The sequence below is a fragment of the Singulisphaera photorubra genome, assembly GCF_045290345.1.
Classification (GTDB): Bacteria; Planctomycetota; Planctomycetia; order Isosphaerales; family Isosphaeraceae; genus Singulisphaera.
In genome coordinates this window covers 3,035,671-3,052,019 of record NZ_CP155447.1, presented here as the reverse complement: position 1 = coordinate 3,052,019, position 16,349 = coordinate 3,035,671, and the positions used below count along the sequence as shown (strand labels likewise).

The 16,349-nt window shown below is 62.9% G+C and carries 15 protein-coding genes and 1 pseudogene; 11 read left to right on the top strand and 5 right to left on the bottom strand.

Annotation, left to right across the window (positions count from 1 at the left end):
• Positions 1–312: 312 nt before the first annotated feature.
• From V5E97_RS11740 to V5E97_RS11730, 3 genes are all read right to left on the bottom strand, one after another.
• Entirely contained in the window at positions 313–915 is a 603-nt protein-coding gene (locus V5E97_RS11740) for a hypothetical protein (protein ID WP_406699507.1), read from the bottom strand.
• A gap of 39 nt (positions 916–954) precedes the next feature.
• A complete protein-coding gene (locus tag V5E97_RS11735) occupies positions 955–1,239 on the bottom strand; it encodes a hypothetical protein (protein ID WP_406699506.1) in 285 nt (94 codons plus the stop codon).
• 429 nt (positions 1,240–1,668) lie between these two features.
• Positions 1,669–3,642 (bottom strand): redoxin domain-containing protein, encoded by a 1,974-nt coding sequence (locus V5E97_RS11730; RefSeq protein WP_406699505.1) that lies wholly within the window; start codon positions 3,640–3,642, stop codon positions 1,669–1,671.
• Between the two features lie 365 nt (positions 3,643–4,007).
• On the opposite strand from V5E97_RS11730, the gene V5E97_RS11725 reads away from it, so the two are divergent.
• The 9 genes and pseudogenes from V5E97_RS11725 (at position 4,008) to holB (ending at position 9,132) form a co-directional block, all read left to right on the top strand.
• A complete protein-coding gene (locus V5E97_RS11725) occupies positions 4,008–4,322 on the top strand; it encodes a biotin/lipoyl-containing protein (protein ID WP_406699504.1) in 315 nt (104 codons plus the stop codon).
• Positions 4,319–4,822, top strand: coding sequence for an NUDIX domain-containing protein (locus tag V5E97_RS11720; RefSeq protein WP_406699503.1), 504 nt, complete (start codon positions 4,319–4,321; stop codon positions 4,820–4,822). Before V5E97_RS11725 ends, V5E97_RS11720 begins: the two co-directional genes overlap by 4 nt.
• A 431-nt stretch (positions 4,823–5,253) precedes the next feature.
• The gene (locus V5E97_RS11715) at positions 5,254–5,685 is read left to right on the top strand and encodes an SRPBCC family protein (RefSeq protein ID WP_406699502.1); all 432 of its coding nucleotides are present in this window, start codon (positions 5,254–5,256) and stop codon (positions 5,683–5,685) included.
• A gap of 57 nt (positions 5,686–5,742) precedes the next feature.
• Positions 5,743–6,129, top strand: a complete 387-nt coding sequence (locus tag V5E97_RS11710; protein ID WP_406699501.1) for an ArsR/SmtB family transcription factor — start codon at positions 5,743–5,745, stop codon at positions 6,127–6,129.
• Between the two features lie 75 nt (positions 6,130–6,204).
• A complete protein-coding gene (locus tag V5E97_RS11705) occupies positions 6,205–6,984 on the top strand; it encodes a DUF899 domain-containing protein (RefSeq protein WP_406699500.1) in 780 nt (259 codons plus the stop codon).
• Complete coding sequence (locus V5E97_RS11700) at positions 6,981–7,307, top strand: hypothetical protein (RefSeq protein ID WP_406699499.1); 327 nt, start codon at positions 6,981–6,983, stop codon at positions 7,305–7,307. The genes V5E97_RS11705 and V5E97_RS11700 overlap by 4 nt, the downstream gene beginning before the upstream one ends.
• A 140-nt stretch (positions 7,308–7,447) precedes the next feature.
• A pseudogene (locus V5E97_RS11695) lies at positions 7,448–7,597 on the top strand (dTMP kinase); the annotation flags it as partial.
• A gap of 91 nt (positions 7,598–7,688) precedes the next feature.
• Positions 7,689–8,132 (top strand): dTMP kinase, encoded by a 444-nt coding sequence (locus V5E97_RS11690; protein WP_406699498.1) that lies wholly within the window; start codon positions 7,689–7,691, stop codon positions 8,130–8,132.
• Entirely contained in the window at positions 8,104–9,132 is a 1,029-nt protein-coding gene (gene holB, locus V5E97_RS11685; protein ID WP_406699497.1) for a DNA polymerase III subunit delta', read from the top strand. Before V5E97_RS11690 ends, holB begins: the two co-directional genes overlap by 29 nt.
• A gap of 115 nt (positions 9,133–9,247) precedes the next feature.
• On the opposite strand, the gene V5E97_RS11680 is transcribed toward holB, so the two are convergent.
• Positions 9,248–10,597 (bottom strand): Ig-like domain-containing protein, encoded by a 1,350-nt coding sequence (locus tag V5E97_RS11680; RefSeq protein WP_406699496.1) that lies wholly within the window; start codon positions 10,595–10,597, stop codon positions 9,248–9,250.
• A 637-nt stretch (positions 10,598–11,234) separates the two neighbouring features.
• On the opposite strand from V5E97_RS11680, the gene V5E97_RS11675 reads away from it, so the two are divergent.
• Both V5E97_RS11675 and V5E97_RS11670 read left to right on the top strand, forming a co-directional pair.
• Positions 11,235–11,813, top strand: a complete 579-nt coding sequence (locus tag V5E97_RS11675) for a gamma-glutamylcyclotransferase family protein (protein ID WP_406699495.1) — start codon at positions 11,235–11,237, stop codon at positions 11,811–11,813.
• Entirely contained in the window at positions 11,728–13,410 is a 1,683-nt protein-coding gene (locus tag V5E97_RS11670; protein WP_406699494.1) for an alpha-keto acid decarboxylase family protein, read from the top strand. Before V5E97_RS11675 ends, V5E97_RS11670 begins: the two co-directional genes overlap by 86 nt.
• Positions 13,411–13,541: 131 nt before the next feature.
• On the opposite strand, the gene V5E97_RS11665 is transcribed toward V5E97_RS11670, so the two are convergent.
• A complete protein-coding gene (locus V5E97_RS11665) occupies positions 13,542–16,127 on the bottom strand; it encodes a beta strand repeat-containing protein (protein WP_406699493.1) in 2,586 nt (861 codons plus the stop codon).
• Positions 16,128–16,349 lie beyond the last annotated feature (222 nt).

The window sequence follows — 16,349 nt, the reverse complement described above, 5'->3', positions numbered from 1 at the left end:
CCAGCGGGCTGGATCGTGGCAACCACCGCAACGGGAGTTCCGGCGTCCTTCACGTGAACAACTGCGTAGACCTTGAAATCGGAGGCATATTGGGCTCCTCGCCCTTCTTCGCACAGAGGCGTATCGAATGTCCCTTGGCCTCAGTAGCCGGCCTGGGCGATTGTGGCGGCGTTGCAACCAACACCCAGAAGGAACTCGCGGCACTCAGAATTGATGTGCTCGTCGCAGCGTCGCACGAAGTAATCGACGTCTTGGATGACCTTCAGCACAGTCCCGCCCTTGTCCAAGACCTGGGGGGAAACGCGAGGTTGATCACAATTGTGGATGCAGTCGTGCCGTCTCTGAAAGATCGACCTGAACCTTTCCTCGAACTGGTCGATCGCAGCTTTCCTCGCATTGTTCTTGTCGCCAGGATTCATGGTCATATAGTCGGCGCGCGATACGCCGAACAGCCTGATCTTGGAATCCGCCCGCGCAATGCATGCGTCGAAGAGATCGCCGATGAATTTGTGACCAGGGCGAAAAAAACTTATTAAAGAGCTTTTGGATCGCAACAAGGCTGATGACGTTTTCTCGCTCCATCATCTTCCGGGCGGCCATCCTCCACCGCCAATTCGTGTAGTCGTAATGCTCGAGGACCGCCCTGATCGGGATCTTGATGTCATACGCCCATTCCGGAAGGGTGATCGCGGCCTGTCGGCTCTTCGATATGGCCATCGCGGCGACGACATCGGTGTAAGCGTCGCAGAAATAGGCATCCATTGCGCCAACAGCGAACATCCAAGAGCTGCGCAAAAGGTCGGAACGCAACAATTGCTCGGCGGCATTCGTGTGTGGAAGTGGGTCCGCATGGGCGTGGATCGCGCGGGCCCGGGCGATGTCCTCCTCGAAATGCTGAAGCGCGGTCGCTGGCAACGCGAGGCTCCGAACGAAGAAATCAGGTTGGCCACTCCGTCAATCCACGTATCCGACCATCTCCTCGTTGTAGTGGATCGATTTTGATTCCTCGTCGTACCACACGTTGCGATCTTCCGGGAAGACAACGTTCCACAGATCAACGATCTCTTCCGCCTCCAAGCTGCTCCGAATATGCCTGGCGATATCGCTCGCGACCGGCGTGTCGGCTGAGGTCTTCTCGGGGAAGATCTCGGCATAGATTTCCGGAAGGTCGGATGGCTTGGCCGTTTCCACTCGCCTGGCCAGCTTCTCGGCTGCTGCTTCTCTTGAAAGTGCAGGCATAGCAGAATCTCCACAACGTGAGCTTTCGGGCGCAAGCCTTCTTCTCATTCTACCTTCGCCCCGCGAGTCAGCCAATTCACGAGAAGTCAGCGGAGTGAAGTAAGCCGAGGCCGCTGACGGCCCTATCTCGATCCGCCTGCCCCCTGCGGATCGTGTTCCTTGGCCTTCGATGAACGGTCGAAGGATCCGAGCATGAAGACGATGATGTCCGACTCGACGAGAGGGTCTTCCACGCGGAACGGATCGGCGATCCAGCTCAGGAGGGCACATACCTCATCAAGTTCGACCCACCCGGTTTCCGCCTCACTCTAACTCTCGGAGGACGAGATCACCTGCGCCCGATCTCGACATGACGACGGCCTCCAATCGCTGAGATTGCAGGCCGCCGGAACGTCGAAGGTTATCCACCAGAGAGGTGCGGAACGTAGGTTAGTTCGCCGCGGCCGGGGCGGAATTCAAAGCGCGGAGGACGCGAATGAGTCGCACGGCCGGAGACGGCCGGTTGGCCGCGGCGGCTTTCTCCGGCTTCTCGGCAGAGGGCTTCTCGGCCGGGGGCTTCTCATCGATCGGCCCATCATCAACGCAGTCGAGATAGCCGATCATCATCTCCTCGAACGTCTGCTCACCCCAGGTCACCGCCTTGGAGGAGTCGGGATTGTAGGGGTTGCCCTTGGAGTTGTCATAATGGGCCAGGCAATCAATCTGGGTCCCCTTGGGCATGGGTAGAGGTTCCGCCAGGTTGTAGGAGGTCTGCCAGCCGAAGTCGTAGGCCGGTACGGAGAGCAACGTCTGCTTGCGGCCGTCGGGGAACGTGGCTTCATACCGGAAGCTCTTGCCTCGCAGATGCATGTGCGGCATGAAACTGAGCAGATGCGCGTCCCGAGAAAATTTGTAGGAAGCACGCACCGGGTGATTATCGGCCTCGGGGGGAATGATGAACCGAGTCTGGGCGATTCCCACGGTGCGCGCCTGATGCTCGACTGGTGTCTTGGCGAAGGTGAGCCCCACCTTGGATCGATCGGTTCGGACCTTGCCGTTGGGTGTGTAGTGAAGCTGGAACACGAGGTCGGACCCGGCCGGGATTTTCTTGGCAGTGCCGGGAGGGAAGACCGAAGGCATGTCGCCCGGGGCGAAGCCGCAGAGGTGCGCATCGCGCTCTCGGCCCTTCTCCTTGGCGTGGTCATCAACGTAGACGATAATGTGGTGGACCACCGAACGGTCACCCGGCATCGCCTCGGCCACCTGGATCCACTTGTCTTCGGTAAAGTGAGTCGGGACCCGCACATTGACGTAGTTCAGCACCCCTTGGGCGGCGACCACATAGGGCTCGGGAATCTCGAAAACGACGTCCGGCGTACCGACCGTCCATTCTTCCGGAAACGACTTGGCGGCCGGGATCTCGGCAGGATCTCCCAGCGGGGCTCCCTGATCGACCCAGGCCAGGAGCGTCGCTCGTTCGCGGTCCGAAAGCCGCCGGTCGTTTCGAAAGTGGCCGTACCGGGGATCCGCATGCCAGGGGGGCATGCGGTGGTCGTCAACCACCTCACGGATCATCGCGGCGCGACGCCGAGCATCGTCGTAGGTGAGTAGCGGAAACGGCCCAACTTGACCAGGTCGATGGCACGACTGGCAACGGTCGCGGAGAACGACGGCCACCTGGCTCGCGTAGGTGACCTGCCCCACGTCGATGGGAGTCGCCGGCTCCTTTTCCTTCAGGACGGCCACGATCTCAGGCGAGGCCGGGCGGATCCTGGGAGCGCTGGTCGACGTCACCGGTTTCGGCTCGAGACGGTCGAGCAAGCAACCGACCACCGCCGTCGCCGGGGTTGAAACCGGTTTCCCGGCCAGTACCTCATCGATCGCGTCACGCAGGTAGTGGTTTGCCGCCTCGGGCTTCCGCTTGCCGATTGCATACTGGTCGTCAATCGCACCGCGATAACGCAGCATTGCGCGACCGTCGAGCACGAGCACCTCGCACGTCCGCTCGGCCAAGGTCAGGTCGGCCACCAGGTTGACCGTGTCCTTCAGCACGGGAAAATCAAGGCCATAGGTCTTGGCGTGCTCGGCCACCTGATCGACCGTCTCCTGGGCGTTGGAATTGATGCCGAGGAAGACGACGCCCTTGTCTTGATAGGCCTTGCTGAGCTCGGCCAAACGAGGCGCATAAAGGTTGCCGACCGGACAATCCGTTCCCAAGAAGGCCAGGACGACCGCCTTTTTCCCGGCAAAGCCGTAAAGCGAGACCGACTGCCCCGAGACATCTTTGAGCGTGAAGTTGGCCATGCGCTGGCCGATTCCCCGATCCTGAGGGAGTTCGGCTCCCCTCGACTCGGCCGCCAAAACCAGCAGCAGCAGCAGGCCCACAAACCTCAATCCTCGGTGCAGGTTACAACGACTCGCCATGCCCAGATTCCTCTTGGGTTCGTTTCCCGAGGCTCTCCGGCTCGCCCCTCATCGGGCCAAGATTCAGAGCCGAAGCAGGTTGGAGACTCGAACGAAGGACGCCCCAGTCTTCCTTAGAATCCCTCTTCAAGCTAGATACCACGAGCCCTCGCCAAAGTTTCGTAAAACTCGAGGGAGACGCGTCATTTCCCCCTGTCGCATGACGACCGGACGCAGGCGGGGAACGGACCCCAGGCCCCCGTTCCCCGCGGAGCAGCCAGGATCGCGTTCCAATCGCTCTGGCCAAGGAGAGACTCTGGGGATAAGCTGAGATGCTATGCGATCGGGGAGCGTCAGTGGGCGTTTCACCGAATCGAGACTGATGCGTGAACGACGAGACGGGGTTCGCCATGCGCTTGGAGGCAGTGATCCTGCCCGACCTGGGAACCGGTCCGGACGTGCGGATTGTCGTGAGCCACTGGTTCGCTGCGCGGGGAGATGAAGTCTGGGAGGGAGATCGGCTCGTCGAGGTGCTCGTAGGCCCCGCGACGTTCGATGTGCCTGCGCCCACGACCGGCCGGCTGGCGGAAATCCGTGGATGGGAAGACGACCAGGTAACGCCGGGAGCGGTGCTTGGCCTGGTGGCGGCCCTTGAGGACGGCGACGGCGATGACCGGCCGTCGGAGCGACCGCCGTCATGACCACGATCCACGAGCGCTCCGCCGGTGTGATTCCGTATCAGGTGGATGGGGAACACGGGCTCGTGTTCCTCGTCCTCCACTCGGCCACGGTGCGCAATCCGCGTGCCAAGTGGGAGTTCCCCAAGGGGGGAATGGAAGCCGGGGAATCGAGCAGACAGACCGCCGCCCGTGAGTTTCACGAGGAGACCGGGCTGGTCGAATGGTCGTTCCGCGAAGGGTTCGAGAAGAGCCTCTCGTACACCTACATCCGCCGCGGCCGCAAGGTCATCAAAACGGTGACCTATTTCGTCGTCGAGGTCCACGACGTCGCGTCCTTGACCCCATCGGCCGAGCACGTCGAAGATCCGGCCGGCCACTGGCATCACTGGGGCTCGTTCGACCAGATCACACGACTGCTCTACCACGCCAAGATCCGCCAGGTCTTCGCCGAGGCCAACGCCTGGCTCGCAAGCGGCGCCGAGGCCATCCCCTCGGAAGTCCCCCCCCTCGACCAACCCTGACGGCCCGCCCTCCCCATCGCTCCCGCGCCAAACAGGTCTCACCACCGGTTCGAGTCCTTCCACGAATCGACTGCCACTCTTGCGCCGGGTGGCCCCAACCCACCACCATGAACCGGCCACAAAGCAAGGAAGCCACCCAAGCAAGCGGAGAGCGTCAGCTCCCGCCTTGCCTTGGCGGCACGGCTCCGCGCCCGCCCAGCGTTCCAATCCCCTCCAATCCGATCCGACCATCGCAATCCGATCGACCCACCCCTCAGCGAACGGCGGGTGGGACGCCCTCAACCTCAGAATTCATGAGGACAATTCGCAGGCCAACTTGACGTGACTAAAAAGTCACGTTACTATTCGGTTACCTAAGATGAGAGGTGAGATCGCGGAGTGGCGATGGTGGTTTCCGCGATCAGAACGGATTCTTGAACGGGAGCGTTGAAATGAATCTGGATGACCTGACGCTGGACATTTCGCAGGAACTTCAAATCAAGGCGACCACGAAAGTGGTGTTTCAAAGCCTGCTGAAGCGGCTTGCCGAGGAGAACAGCACGGACGATGGCAAGTCGTTGGCGATGGTGCTCGAGGCGTGGCCGGGCGGGCGTTGGTACCGCGATCTCGGTGACCAGCAAGGGCACCTGTGGGGGTTCGTGCAGGTCATCAAGCCTCCCACACTTCTGGAGATCCACGGGCCGATGTTCATGTCTTATCCGGCCACCGGTCACCTGCAGTTTCGAATCAAACAGGTCAGCGACGGTGCCATCCTGACCCTGCGACACCGGGTGCTCGGCCTCATCGACCCTGAACATCGCAAGGGGGTCACTTCCGGTTGGTCTCAGTTGCTGAATCAAGTGAAGAAACGCTCTGAAGTCTGATCCGTTGCACCCTCATGAAACACATCCAGAGTCTGCCGCAATTGCCAGAGGGCGAGCATGTCTGAGGAGTTAGACCGCGTCTGGAAAGCCCTCGCCGACGAGACGCGCCGCTCGATCCTCGACCTCTTGCGGAATGGCCCGCGAACCACCACGGAAATCGTGGCGCAATTCCCGAAGCTCTCGCGGTTCGGAGTGATGAAGCACATCGACGTGCTCCGTGAGGCGTCGTTGATCGTCACGCGAGAGCAAGGCCGGCAACGAATCAACAGCTTGAACGCGGTTCCCATTCAGCAGATCTACGAACGTTGGGTCAGTCGTTACGAGGGCTTCTGGGCGAGTGCGCTGCTGCGGATCAAGGACGACGCGGAACAAGGCGATTCTCCTCAGAGCCCAACCCGCTCCACCGATCCCGAGGATCGAGAGGTGGACGCGGAGCGATCCTAAGAAAAACTCATCGGACGTCCCTCAATCCCACGACTGCGCCGGGCCAGCAGTCCGGTTCGGCATGGAGAACCCAAGATGACGGAACACGCCATCGTTTCGCCCGAAGAATGGATCATCGCTCGCAAGGAATTGCTCAAAAAGGAAAAGGAACTGACCCGGCTGAATGATGAGCTGAGCCGCCAGCGCCGCCAGCTCCCCTGGGTCAAGGTCGAGAAGTCCTATCGGTTCGAAGGACCGGCTGGCACGGAGTCGTTGGCCGACCTCTTCGACGGACGCAGCCAGTTGATCGTCTATCACTTCATGTTTGCTCCCGGGTGGGCGGAAGGGTGTACGGGCTGCTCGTTCATCGCCGACCATATTGACGGAGCCAACTTGCACCTCGCGCCTCACGACGTGTCGCTCGTTGTGGTCTCGCGAGCACCCTTGGCCGAGTTCGAACCGTTCAAGACGCGGATGGGCTGGCGGTTCAAGTGGATCTCGTCCGTTGGCGGTGACTTCAATTACGACTATCACGTGTCGTTTACCAAGGAGGAAGTCGCGCGGGGCCAGGTCAACTACAACTACGGGATGAGCGACCACGCGGCCGAGGATCTCCACGGCATCAGCGTGTTCACCAAGGACGCGGCGGGCGACGTCTTCCACACCTACTCGTCCTATGCCCGTGGGTGCGACCTCTTGCTCGGCGCCCACAATTATCTCGACCTCACGCCGAAGGGCCGGAACGAGACCAGTACCATGAACTGGGTCCGGCACCACGACCGGTACGACGATGGCCGCCTGGTTCCCTTGACCGTGAATTCCGTCGCTCCGAATGCCTCGGGCTCCAGTTGCTGTTCCGCGGAGGACCACGCGTGAGCGCTCAACGTTGCTGCGAATTGGGTTCGAGCGGCACCGCCCGCAAGACGATTGCGCAGCGTGGTCTCGCCAGCGCCGGCTGGGTCGTTCCGGGCGCATTGCTGGCCTTTTTGCCAAAGTGCCCGACATGCCTGGCTGCCTACGTGGCGATTGGAACCGGAATCGGGCTTTCGGCAGCAACCGCAACGTCGCTACGGCTGATGCTCCTGATCCTCTGTGTGGGATCGCTGTTCTACCAGGTGGCCAGCCGCTTCCGGCGTCACCTCGTTCGGGCATCGATCGCGCAATCCTTCCCGATCCCCGGCATGACAAGGGCCAAGTAGCTAACGCTCACGCCCAAGCCGATTCCCCAATGAGGGGGGGGGCGTCCCCCCCCCTATATCGATCGTGAGGAAGCCAACACCCTGATCGGATCTCATTGGCTGAGCTTTCGTCGAGGGTCGTTCCCGGCTAAGATGGCCCGATGCCCTGGCACGATCCTTCAAATCCAAGCTCTGCGAGGGGCCTGTTCCTGGCCTTGGACGGCCCCGATGGCGGGGGCAAGTCGACCCAAGCGGCTGCGCTGGCCACCTGGCTCCGTGCGTCCGGACTTGATGTTGTGACCTGCCGCGATCCGGGAGGCACATCGCTCGGCGACCGCCTTCGCCAGATCCTCCTCGATCGCAATACGGTGAATCTCTCGCTGCGCGGAGATGCTCCTCTACATGGCCAGCCGAGCCCAGCTTGTCGAGGAAATCATCCGCCCGGCGCTGGCGAGTGGCCGGACCGTGGTTTCCGACCGCTATCTTCTCGCAAATATCGTCTATCAAGGCTACGCTGGCGGACTTCCGATCGAGGAGGTCGGACGCGTCGGGCTGGCGGCGACCGGGGCTCTGTTGCCCGACTTGACCCTGATCCTGGACGTTCCGCCAGATCTGGCGCGGCGTCGGGTCGGCGAGTCGCGTGATCGGATCGAAGACCGGCCCTTGGCGTACCATGCCAAAGTCCGTGAGGGTTTCCTGGCCGCCGCCCAAGCTTCGGCCAGCAATACCTGCTCGTACTACCCCGCACCCATCGTTGTGGTCGATGCCTCGGCCGAGCCCGAGGTCGTCTCATCCCGAATTCAAAGTGAGGTGGAGCGTGGCCTGGCACTCGGTCCGCGGTCATGACCGGGTCGTCGAGAGTCTGCGGAACAGCCTGACACAGGGTCGGTTTCCGCACGCTTTCCTCTTTGTCGGCCCCGACGGGATCGGCAAACGCACCTTCGCGCTGACCTTGGCTCAGGCCTTACTCTGTGAGCAGGCCGACCCGACGGCACTGAATCCCTGCCAGAAGTGCCCATCCTGTACCCAGGTCAAGGCGGGGAATCACCCGGACGTCTTGCAGGTTGCCCGCCCCGAAGACAAGCACGAGCTCCCGATCAAGGTGATCCGTGGCCTCTGCCTCGACCTTGGTCTGAAGCCCGCCCGCGGCGGACGGAAGCTCGCGATCGTTGACGATGCCGACGACATGAACGAGGAAGCGGCGAACGCCTTCCTGAAGACGCTGGAGGAGCCGCCGGACAAGTCGGTCCTGATCCTGATCGGAACTTCGGCCGAGCTCCAGCTCGAGACCATCATCTCCCGCTGCCGGGTCGTCCGCTTCGAACCGCTGCCCGAGACGGAGCTGGCCGCCCTGCTCCTGGAGCAGAACGTTGCGCATGACTCCACCGAAGCCACTCGGCTCGCCAAACTCGGCGAGGGAAGCGTCGCCCGCGCCCGAGGACTGGCCGACCCCGAGCTCGACCACTTCCGCCGTGCCCTGATCGACGACCTGGCGTCCCCTCGAGGGTTCGATCCCCCCGCCTCGGCGGCACGCCTCACGCTCTTTGTCAACGAGCTCAAGGAGTCGGTTGACAAGCGGGCCCGCGCCAGCCTTCTCATCGGTGAGCTCGCCCACTTCTTCCGGGGAATCCTCTGGCAGACCGCCGGCTTGGCTCCCCCCTGCCCCGATCCGAGCGACCGAGGCGCAGTGACGTCCCTGGCCAACCGACTCGATCCCGAATCCGTCCTCGTTCTGGCCGACCGCTGCATCGAGGCGGACTACCACATCCGTCGCAAAGTCAATCTGAACTTAATCTTCGACTCACTCATGCACGACCTGGGCGCCCTGATCAACCCGCGCGGTTGAGGCCTCTCAGAGTGAGAACGCAAGCGAGGCCAACGCGTGCCACCGCCCTGGCCAAGGGCGTCACTTGCCCTTGGCCACAACGGCCGACGATGAGGCCACGGCTCTCGCTCTTTTTTTATTTATTGCGGCGCGTGCCCAACAGTCCGGAGGAACCAGGAGCAGACCTCAGGCCCGAACGATGAGTCGGCTGCGGTGTGGCGGCCTGCTGGATCGCCCGGGGGAGCAGGGCTTGCCGCCTGGCGACCTGGAAGGTCGCGGCGAATTCGCCCCCCGGCTGGCCGTTGCCGGTCGCAAATGCCCCCCCGAACTCGCCGTCGAGCGCATTACCCGCGAGGTCACGCACCCCGGCGGCGAGAATTCGCAGCGTGTAGCGTCCATTCGCCAACGGCCGGCTCAGGCCGAGGAGTACCGACTTGCCGCCGTCGGTGATCGAAAGCGGCCAACTTGGAACCGTGTTCGCTCGCGAACGCACGAGCCGCTGGAGGCTCACCGGGTTCGAGGCCGCGGCTCCACGTGAATCCAGGCCCGCCAGATTGTCGCTGAGGTTCACCTGAATCTGGGCATTGAGCGCGTTGAGGGTCAGCCCGACGACACGAGGCCCCGTGGTGTCGACGACCAAGGGGCCCCCGGCGCTCCCCGTGGCGATCGCGACCGCCGAGAGCCGGCGACCATCGGCGGTGCTGATGTTCGCTGTGATCGCATATGTACCCTCGGCCAGAGGGAGCGAGGTGACCGACCAGCCCCCTTGCGCATCGGCCACACCCTGGCCAATCGGGAACGGGACGCCGCCGTCATGGCGCGTGGCGAAGAGCTGCACGTTGGCGTTGGGCGTCGCATTCCCCTGAAACCGGGGCTGCGTCGCCGAGGTGATCCCATCGAGGTTCGAGGCCCCGGTATCGCTGGCCGGGTCCAGCCCTCCGTTCAGAGTCAGAGCGGGGGTTGCCACGACCGTGCTGGTGACCGTCGTCGAGTCGCCGTCGGCCGCCACGATCGTGGTTCGGACGACGAAGGTCCCGGGCGTCAGATAGGTGTGTTCCCCAGCAACGGTGATTCCGTAGGGATGCCCCACCGCGCCGGGGACATAATCGATCGCGTAGGCGGCGATGAGCCCGGGGGTCGTGCTCCCGTCTCCCCAGTCGATCGTCGCCACGGCCGCAGAGCCGATCGCGTTGTTGGTCGTCGCCCGGGCCACCCGGAGGTGAGCCGTCTGACCCTGGGACACGTGCAACTCGGTCGTTTCCGGCGCCCAGGTCCGAGGGCCGGCGAAGGCCGCAAACGTGACAGCCTGATCGGCTCCGGCCCCGTTGACCGCCGGCGGTACACCGCTGATCCCGGTGGCCAGCAGTCGTCGCCCTTCGAGAACTTCAGGCGCGGGGCGGCAACGTCGAAAGTGCCGTTCCTTCGACCCTGATCGTGCCAGACACTTCCGGGTGGCCAACGCTCTCGAATCCGACAGGCTGAACATCAGCGAACTCCATTCTGCTGACACAGTCAATCGGCGCAGTCGTTCGTCGTTCCATCGGCGAAGTGACTCACCATGGTCGAGCTCCCCCTCTTGAGAAGCGACGCCGCACCGAATGACCCTCCTTGGTGCATCTCTAAAAAAAACGGGACGACATCATCCCTCGGATCAACCTGGCCCACTTCTTTAACCTATTTGGGCCAAGTGACTTCAGGCTCGTCCTTGAATCACGCTCGGGTCGTTCCGGGCGGGGCCCGAAACGACCGCGAGCGGGATGATCCCTCGAACTCAAACGAGCCGAGGCGGGGGCGATCATCCCGGTTCCCAAAACTTTCCACCCACCGTAGGCGTCAGATGATCCGCTCGCTCCTCAGATTGTCAACCCATGCTCCCTCGAAAGTTTCGAAATCAGGCGAGTTCTCGCGACAAGCCGAGCGTCAAACGGCCCCATTTGCTTTTTTCCAGCCAGCCCTCTCCTCCCCTTCGCGGAAGCGTTCAAAACCATCGAAGCGAATAGCATCCTGCAATCAGCCATACCTGAACGGAGCGGCCCACAATCGGAGAAACAAGGGCAGGCCCTGGCCCAATCCACCGTGTCATGGCAGCGAGATTGTTTAGAATGAATGGGAAGGGGAATGGATTGCCATCGGCTCCCGTCGGCCAGGCGGGATGCAATGGGGATCTGAAACGTGGAGCCGCTCCTCTGGGCCCATCGAAACGCACGACGCCTTCACTGTTATTTGCGTATGGGACCCTGGCCCCCGACGACCCGGGGGAAGTGGCCGCTCGTGGTTGGGTCGCCGACGAGGTCCGCGGCCGACTGTTCGACCTTGGTCCGTACCCGGCCCTCGTCGATCATGACGACAAGAGTGCCGGTTGGGTCGAAGGTTTTGTGCGCCCCGTCGATCCGATCGAACTAACACACGACCTCGATCCGTATGAAGGGGTGGACGAGGGACTCTACCAACGCGTTGCCGTGACCACACGGCGAGGCCTTTGGGCCTGGGTCTATATCTTTGCCCGACCACTTCCGCGCGAGGCACGCGGACCTTTGACGCGTTGGAGGGGTCGAAGGGCCCTCCCGGTCCCCGAGCACGATTCGAATGGAATCCTTCAAGCCCAGGAGACGACCGATGGCAACCTCGACGGCTCTGAACACAGCACGCGACGGAACCACGGATCCGGGGGTGCCGACGGTCGGCCAGTACCTGATCGATAGGCTCCACGCTCTGGGACTCGGGCATATCTTCGGCATCCCGGGCGACTACGTGCTGACGCTCTACAAGATGATCGAGGCAAGCCCGATCGAGCTGGTCGGTGTAACTCGCGAAGACAACGCGGGGTTCGCCGCCGACGCCTACGCTCGCGTCAGTGGACTCGGCTGTGTCTGCGTGACGTATTGCGCGGGGGGGCTGAGCCTCTGCAATAGCATCGCGGGGGCCTACGCCGAGAAGTCGCCGGTGATCGTTCTGAGTGGTTCGCCGGGGCTCTCCGAACGCGTTCACAACCCCCTGCTCCACCACAAGGTCAAGGGCTTCGAGACACAGTTCGAGGTCTTCGAAAAAATTACGGTCGCTTCGACCGTGCTTTCCGACCCGATCACCGCCTTCGGGGAGATCGACCGGGTTCTCGAGGCGGCCATGCGCTATAAGCGGCCGGTCTACCTCGAGATCCCTCGCGACATGGTGCTAGCGAAGCAGGTGGTCCCGCATCGACCGCCGGCAAGTCGGCCGTCGAGCGACCCGAATGCGCTTCGCGAAGCGCTGGACGAGACGGTAGCGATGCTGACAGCGGCCAAGCGGCCGATGATCCTGGCCGACGTCGAAATCCATCGGTTCGGGCTCCAGGACGAGCTCCTCACCCTGTCCGAGCAGACCGGGATGCCGATCGCCACGACGATCCTGGGCAAGAGCGTGATCTCGGAAGGGCACCCGCTGTTCGCCGGGGTCTACGAAGGGGCGATGGGCCGCGCCGAGGTCGCCGAGTACGTCGAGCAGGCGGATTGCCTCTTGATGCTGGGCTGCTTCATGACTGACATCAACCTGGGAATCTTCACAGCCAAGCTCGACCCCGCGCGTTGTATCGACGCCACGAGCGAAGACCTCCGGATCCGCCACCACCACTACAGCGACGTCCGGCTCGAGGATTTTCTCCGCGGCCTGATCGCACGGTCGCTGACGCTCGCCAAAGGGCCGCCTCCCCCGCGTTCCGACCAATTCGCCTCCACCTGGGTCGCCGACACCGACGCGCCGGTGACGACGAGTCGGCTCTTCGCCCGTCTGAATCGGATGCTCGACAAGTCGATGACCGTGATTGCGGATATCGGCGACTCGCTGTTCGGGGCGGCCGATCTGTCGATGGGTCGGGAAACCGAGTTCATCAGCCCCGCCTACTACACGTCGATGGGGTTTGCCGTCCCGGCGGCCCTCGGCGCGGGGATGGCCAATCCGGGCTCCCGGACGCTCGTCGTCGTTGGCGACGGCGCGTTCCAGATGACGGGAATGGAACTCTCGACGATCGTGCGCCAGGGGCTGAACCCGATCATCGTCGTCTTGAACAACCACGGGTACACCACCGAGCGGTTCCTCCTCGAAGGGCCGTTCAACGACATCCAGGAATGGGCCTTCCACAAGATTCCCGAAGTGTTCGGCACCGGCCTGGGCCTGGAGGTACGAACCGAGGGGGACCTCGACACGGCGCTCAAACAGGCCGTGGCCAACACGTCGAGCTTCAGCCTGCTCAACGTCCATCTCGACAAATACGACCGCAGCCCGGCCCTCGAGCGGCTGGCGCACCGGCTCTCCCAGATCGTCTGAGCCGGGCGCTGATTGGGTCCGAAGCACCGTACCGAGCTTTGTCCGCGCAGGAAAGAAAACCGGCCGAGCCCTCCCCAAGGAGAGCCCGGCCGGTTTGGTTTGGATCTCAGAGCGAACCCACTTCGCGGTTCTCAGGAAAACTTGGGATGCTTCCGACCCCGGGCCAGAAATCGCTCGGTCTGGCGATTGGTCGGGATGACCGGGTTATTGTGGGTGAACTCGATCGACTGGTTCTTGTGATACTTGCTTCGGGTGAAGACGCTCTTACTGAGCGTGAGAGGAAGCGGGCCCCGCAGGCTGTTTTGCGTCCCGGACGGAACTCGGCTCAGCTTCTGGGGGTGAGCGAAGTTGTAGAGCCGGAGTGCCCAGCCGCGTCCCGGCATGTATTGCTGGTAGGCCACGGCCCGGGGAATGGCTTTGTAGTTGAGCCGCGAGAGCGCCGAGGCGGGCGGAACGTAGTGGTCCGCGCCGAACTGGGGGGTAAAGGTCGTCTGGGGAATGAGTCCCAAGAGCACCCCGGTACCGGTGGTGCCCGTGGCCGGGGGATTGGGGTTCACACCACCACTGACCAAGATTTGCGCGGTGCCGCGGAACCCGACATTGGAGTTCGGGGCGGAGCTCAACGTATTCCCGGTGAGATTCAGAATCGTGACCGTGGAATTCAGGGCGAGCCGAGAACGGGGCGTGATCGTGACGATCGCGTCCGGAAGCTGGTCATCATTTCGGTCGACCGTATCCACCCTGATCGTGGCATCCGGATACGGCACCCCGTTCACCGCGATGGTTGTGGTGTCAATATCATCGAACGGAATGAATGGCGGTGAGATCGTGTTGTTGCTCAACACATAGATATCGAGCGCGGCCGGGTTCGTCGCATTGATGCTGAACGTTCCGAACGGCGGCAACCCGACCGGCGCGGAGCCGACGGCAATATCCGTCACGATCCGGGGATTGAGCGGAGCGACGACCGGATTGAAAGCCCCCTCGATGATAAACGCGCCACCGGCCCCGGATCGGCCGTTCTGGGTCACGCTGTAAGTCGGGGCTCCGAGGATGACGTCGGCCAGGACGTCGTTATCGGCCGTCGTCGTCTGATTCGAGCCGAGCAGTCGACCCGAGACCGCAGCCCCCAGGAAGGGCGGCGCATTCGGGGCGTTCGTGATCTGAATCAAGACCGCCGACAGCGGGGCTCCCTCGGCGGAGAGCAACTGCTGCGTGCCTTCCAGGAAGAATTGATTGGCGGGGATATAGTAGACCCCCCCCTGGTTCCCGTTCAGCCCCGGCGACCCGACCATGAAGTCATTACCCGTTGAGGCGGTAATGACCTTCCCGGAACGAGACAGGGAGTAGCCAGCCAACGAATTAGGGGCACCGACGAGGGCCAAGTTGGGCACCCCCACCGGGGGGCTGAAGACCGGGATCGTGCCGATCAGACTTGTGCCCTCGGAAGGCTGACCGTAGAAGACATTGGCCTGACCGGCATTGCTTCCGGCGGTGGGGGAACCGATCGCGATGTCGGCGAAGCGATTGCCGTCGTAATCACCAATCCCGGCAACCGCGTATCCGGTCCGCGAGAGTGATGACCCCTGGAAAACCGCACCGAAAATATCGGTGTCGCCCGTCCCGATCCCGATCCGGTCGGTCTGGATCATGTTCAGACCATTGACCGGCGTCCCGGCCGCGGGAAGCAGATTACCTCCGTAGATCAAGAACGCCTCGCCCGAGTTTCCATTGGCAAAGGGCGCACCGATGAGGAGGTCATCGATCCCGGGGGTCACGCCGACAGGGTCGCCGTCCACATTGCCGGCTCCGGCAACCGAGAACCCGATCGACTCGTTGTTGGCCGAGCCGGCGAAGATGACACCGCCCAGCCCATTGCCCACGGCGTTCACGTTGATCGGCCCCGCAGCGGGCGCGGCAAGCACCGAGCCCGGGATCACGTACACCGCACCATTGATGCTCAACCCGCCCACGGACGCGTTGGGCGCACCGATGGCGATGTCAGGAGAGGCCGAGTTGCTGGCAAAAAAGTTTCCCACGCTCGCCAGTGACCGGCCCACTCGCGAGTTCGCGATCAAGCTCCCGAAGGTGGTGACGGCCACCCCGGTGGAGGGTGCAAGATTGTCGAAGTCGACGGTGGGCGTCGGGACCGTCGACAGTGCGGCGCTTCCAAAGACCAGGTAGGCGCGGCCCGTCCCCGGATTGAGGTTGTTGAGGTCGTTCGCGCCCGGGGCACCGATCATAAAGTCGGCGAAGCCGTCGTTATTGACGTCGCCGGCGGCCGCGACCGCCGAGCCGAGCTGTGACGTGGTGTTCAAGCTCGTCAGGAACGTCAACCCAGCATACGCATTCGTGGTCGTGCCGCTGATCGGATTGGTCTGAATGGCGTTGTCCAACTGGCCGAGGTCGCCCACCCGCTGGCCCAGGTTGTCGAGCGTGAGCCAGTCGATGTTGCTCCCGTTCACCGTCTGCGAGCCGAACACAAGGAACGCCCGGCTATTGGTGCCGTTGCCCGGTTGAAGCAGACCGCCGACATTGGTCGCGGTGGGCGCACCGATCACGAAGTCTTCAAAGCCGTCGCCGTTGGTATCGCCCACAGCCGCCACGCTGAAGCCCGCGGCACCGCCGTTTTCCTGCCCTGGCATTGCCACACCAAACGGCGCGGTGGCGATATTGGGCTGACCGGGCGGAAGCACCCCTCCCAGGTCAATCGACATCAATTGTCGCTGTTCCAGCGACTGAATTTTGGGTTGGAAACCCCCGCGCCGCCGTGCAGCCAATGTCCGAGGTCCGCGATTGCCAAACAGCATCGGAGACTCCCTCCTCCAAGCCCTTATGTCGTCGCGCGTCCGCCGGGTATCCATAGCCCTGCGACTCGAGCGCCCCTCGGGAATCCGGCTCGAAGCTTTCGCTTCATTGAGACCGGCTCGGCGCGACGC

What these genes read in the sequence shown, in the direction of transcription:
- V5E97_RS11735 (WP_406699506.1), bottom strand. Translation starts at nt 1,239, where the DNA reads ATGCCTGCACTTTCAAGAGAAGCAGCAGCCGAGAAGCTGGCCAGGCGA.
- V5E97_RS11730 (WP_406699505.1), bottom strand. Translation starts at nt 3,642, where the DNA reads ATGGCGAGTCGTTGTAACCTGCACCGAGGATTGAGGTTTGTGGGCCTG.
- V5E97_RS11720 (WP_406699503.1), top strand. Translation starts at nt 4,319, where the DNA reads ATGACCACGATCCACGAGCGCTCCGCCGGTGTGATTCCGTATCAGGTG.
- V5E97_RS11715 (WP_406699502.1), top strand. Translation starts at nt 5,254, where the DNA reads ATGAATCTGGATGACCTGACGCTGGACATTTCGCAGGAACTTCAAATC.
- V5E97_RS11710 (WP_406699501.1), top strand. Translation starts at nt 5,743, where the DNA reads ATGTCTGAGGAGTTAGACCGCGTCTGGAAAGCCCTCGCCGACGAGACG.
- V5E97_RS11705 (WP_406699500.1), top strand. Translation starts at nt 6,205, where the DNA reads ATGACGGAACACGCCATCGTTTCGCCCGAAGAATGGATCATCGCTCGC.
- V5E97_RS11690 (WP_406699498.1), top strand. Translation starts at nt 7,689, where the DNA reads ATGGCCAGCCGAGCCCAGCTTGTCGAGGAAATCATCCGCCCGGCGCTG.
- V5E97_RS11680 (WP_406699496.1), bottom strand. Translation starts at nt 10,597, where the DNA reads ATGTTCAGCCTGTCGGATTCGAGAGCGTTGGCCACCCGGAAGTGTCTG.
- V5E97_RS11670 (WP_406699494.1), top strand. Translation starts at nt 11,728, where the DNA reads ATGGCAACCTCGACGGCTCTGAACACAGCACGCGACGGAACCACGGAT.
- V5E97_RS11665 (WP_406699493.1), bottom strand. Translation starts at nt 16,127, where the DNA reads ATGTCGATTGACCTGGGAGGGGTGCTTCCGCCCGGTCAGCCCAATATC.